Raw genomic sequence first — 2,493 nt, forward strand, 5'->3', positions numbered from 1 at the left:
GTAACCGTCCGACGGACAGCGTTCTTGACGACGGGGTTGCTTTCAGGCGGCGGTCGTGCGGAACTGCTCAGCCATGGCCCATGGCAGCAGTTCGCTGACGCGATTGACGGGGTAGTCGGCGATGCGCGCAATGACGTCGCTCAGGTAGGCCTCTGGGTCGAGTCCGTTCAACTTGGCTGAGGCCACCAGCGAGTAGATAGCGGCACCGCGTTCGCCGCCACTGTCAGAGCCGAAGTGAAGGAAGTTCTTTCGGCCGAGGGCAACGGCCCGCAGCGCACGCTCCGCTGCGTTGTTATCGATCTCAACGCGACCGTCACTGGCATACAGGGTCAATGCCGACCACTGATTCAATGCGTAGCCAATAGCCTTCGCGGTATCGCTTTTTGGCGACACCTTGCTAAGCGTCGAACGTAACCAGATCTCGAAGGCTTCCAGCAATGGAAGCGCTCGTTCTTGTCGGACGCGCCTTCGCTCGTCGGGAGGCTTCCCGCGGATCTCTGCCTCAATTGCGTAAAGTTCACCGATCCGGCGCAGCGCCTCAGTGTTGACGTCGTTCCTGCGTGCCAGGTACAGATCGTGGAATTTTCGTCTCGCGTGGGCAACACATCCAGCCTCTTGTACCTCGCCGTCTTTGTAAATGGCGTTGTAGCCTGCGAATGCGTCAGCTTGCAGGATTCCCTTGAAGCCTTTCAGGTGAGCCTGCGGATATTCGCCTGACCGACTCGGACTGTACGCGAACCAGACGGCCGGTGCGTCCACCGAACCAGCGGGCCTGTCGTCACGTACATAGGTCCAGAGGCGGCCTGTCTTGGTCTTGCCGTTTCCGGGTTCAAGTACTGGTACCGGCGTATCGTCGGCGTGGATCTTCGACGCCGCCATCACGTACTGCCGAGTTGCATCGACCAGCGGGCGTAGTAGTGCGCTGGCCTGTCCGACCCAATCAGCAAGTGTCGAGCGGCTCAACTCGACGCCATCCCGCGCGTATATCGCCGACTGCCGATACAGGGGAAGATGGTCGCAGAACTTTCCAACCAGGACATGGGCGAGTAGGCCAGGACCCGGCATACCGCGATCTATGGGCCGGCTGGGCGCGGCCGCTTGGACGATGCAGTCACAGCGAACGCAGGCCTTCTTCGGCCGACGATGGCGGATCACTCGCCAGTGCCCGGGCACGTACTCGAGCTGCTCGGCGATGTCTTCGCCAAGCTCGTTGAGCGTTCCGCCACACTGCGGACAGCACACATCCTGAGGTTGATGGACGATATCTTCGCGCGGTAAATGATCAGGGAGGGCTCTGCGTCCAGTCGGCCTGGTCGCCTCCTTTGAGCGCGGCTTGCTTGCATCGAGCACCCCCGCGCCTTCGTCGGCCTGCAGATCCTCCAGACGTAGTTCCAGTTGTTCGATCTGGCGATCAATCTTCTCGGATTTTCGCCCGAACTGCATTCTTTGGAGCTTTGCGATCCACAGCTTCAGGCTCTCGATTTCCAGTGCCCGATCTGAGAGCGTCTTCTGCAGCGTCGCGACCGTGTCGCGTAGATTCTCCAAGTCGCTGTCGCGCTCACGAAGCGCCGTTTCCCGCGCCAGAAGCAGGGCCTTCAAGGCGTCGATGTCGTCGGGAAGCGAAGCGTTACTGGAGGTCATGCAAGCAGTCTAGGCGCCAGCATCACTCCCCACGTGCGTTGTCACAGACGTTTACAAAGCACTGCACGGGCGGGCTGCATCGATGGGCTGCCGCCAGTCGAATCCCTCCAACAGAAGTCCAAGTTGCGCGTTCGTCAGGGCCACCACGCCACCTTCCGCGCGCGGCCAGGCAAACCGACCTCGTTCCAACCGCTTGGCAAACAGGCACATTCCACCGTCGCGCCAATACAGGCACTTGATGAGATCGCCACGTTTTCCTCTGAAGAGAAACGCGTGTCCAGAGAATGGGTCTTTCTGCAGAACCATCTGCACTTTGGCAGCCAGCCCATCGAAGCCACATCGCATGTCCGTAAATCCTGCGGCAACCCATATCCGGGTATTGCCCGGCGGCTCCATCATTAGCACAGGCACTGCACCACCATACGCAGGAGTTCTGGATCGACTCGGCCTTCAATGCTCACCTGGCCCTTGGCCAGTTGCAGCCGGATGACTCCTGTAAGCGACCCGCCGGCAGGTTTCTCACCTTCGGGGCCTCTGAGCACAACGGGGAGCAGCATTGGGGCGTCGCCAGCATGGGGGACGCCGAGGTGGCCTGCTCTAAGCATGCGCCGCCACCGAAAGACCATGTTCACGTTTAGACCGTGTTCCAGGGCCAGCTTTGAAACCGACACCCCTGGAACGCACGCAGCTTCTGCAAGCCTTTGCTTCAATTCGATGGGGTGATTCCGGCTGCCGCGTGTGCGGCCACCGCGCTTTGCCACAGTCTCCAAAGTAGTCCCCGCTAGATTTTGATGGGAACTACTCTGGATAGGTTCGCCTCTCGTGTCCACACGGCCATCAGCGGACGGTTAC

Annotated in this window: 3 protein-coding genes; all 3 read right to left on the minus strand. The window is 60.4% G+C overall.

Features of this window, described 5'->3' with window-relative positions:
* Window positions 1-42: 42 nt before the first annotated feature.
* The 3 genes from tnpC to tnpA are packed head-to-tail and all read right to left on the minus strand — an operon-like array spanning window position 43 to window position 2,471.
* Entirely contained in the window at window positions 43-1,641 is a 1,599-nt protein-coding gene (tnpC, locus tag CYJ10_RS33610) for an IS66 family transposase (RefSeq protein ID WP_101685755.1), read from the minus strand.
* A 51-nt stretch (window positions 1,642-1,692) separates the two neighbouring features.
* Window positions 1,693-2,040 (minus strand): IS66 family insertion sequence element accessory protein TnpB, encoded by a 348-nt coding sequence (tnpB, locus tag CYJ10_RS33615; RefSeq protein WP_101685756.1) that lies wholly within the window; start codon window positions 2,038-2,040, stop codon window positions 1,693-1,695.
* Complete coding sequence (gene tnpA, locus CYJ10_RS33620; protein WP_308303032.1) at window positions 2,040-2,471, minus strand: IS66-like element accessory protein TnpA; 432 nt, start codon at window positions 2,469-2,471, stop codon at window positions 2,040-2,042. Before tnpA ends, tnpB begins: the two co-directional genes overlap by 1 nt.
* Window positions 2,472-2,493: the final 22 nt, after the last annotated feature.

Source organism: Cupriavidus pauculus, from assembly GCF_002858765.1.
Lineage (GTDB): Bacteria > Pseudomonadota > Gammaproteobacteria > Burkholderiales > Burkholderiaceae > Cupriavidus > Cupriavidus pauculus_B.